We start from the raw sequence: 605 nt of genomic DNA on the forward strand, positions 1-605 counted from the left end.
AGCCCCTCCCGCGCGACGAGGGCGGATTCGTCCTGGACAACGGCCTGCTCCGGGTCGAGATCGACGCCCGCGGTCTCGTCGTCTCCGCCTACGACATCGAGGCCGGCCGCGAGACCGTCGCCCCCGGCCGGGCCGCGAACCTCCTCCAGCTCCACCCCGACTTCCCGAACATGTGGGACGCCTGGGACGTCGACGAGTTCTACCGCAACACCGTCACCGATCTCACCGACGCGGACGAGGTCACCGCCGGCGAGGACGGCCGCTCGGTGCGTGTCGTACGGTCCTTCGGCGCCTCCCGGGTCACCCAGGTGCTGTCCCTGGCGCCGCGCGAGCGGCGGCTGGTGCTGGACACGGAGGTCGACTGGCACGAGACGGAGAAGTTCCTCAAGCTGGCCTTCCCACTGGACCTGCGCGCCGAACGGTACGCCTCGGAGACCCAGTTCGGGCACGTCTTCCGCCCCACGCACGGCAACACGTCCTGGGACGCGGCCAAGTTCGAGGCCTGCAACCACCGCTTCGTCCACCTGGCCGAGCCCGGCTGGGGCGTCGCGCTCGTCAACGACTCGACGTACGGCCACGACGTCACCCGCACGGTCCGCACCGGC

1 protein-coding gene is annotated in these 605 nt (G+C 71.2%); it reads left to right on the plus strand.

Annotated elements, in window-relative coordinates; all coding sequences use genetic code 11:
- Nucleotides 1-605, plus strand: a 605-nt coding sequence (locus tag CCN42_RS40240) for a glycoside hydrolase family 38 C-terminal domain-containing protein (protein ID WP_281259577.1), incomplete at both ends; no start/stop codon positions are given.

It is taken from the genome of Streptomyces glaucescens (assembly GCF_002154375.1).
GTDB classification, from domain to species: Bacteria; Actinomycetota; Actinomycetes; order Streptomycetales; family Streptomycetaceae; genus Streptomyces; species Streptomyces glaucescens.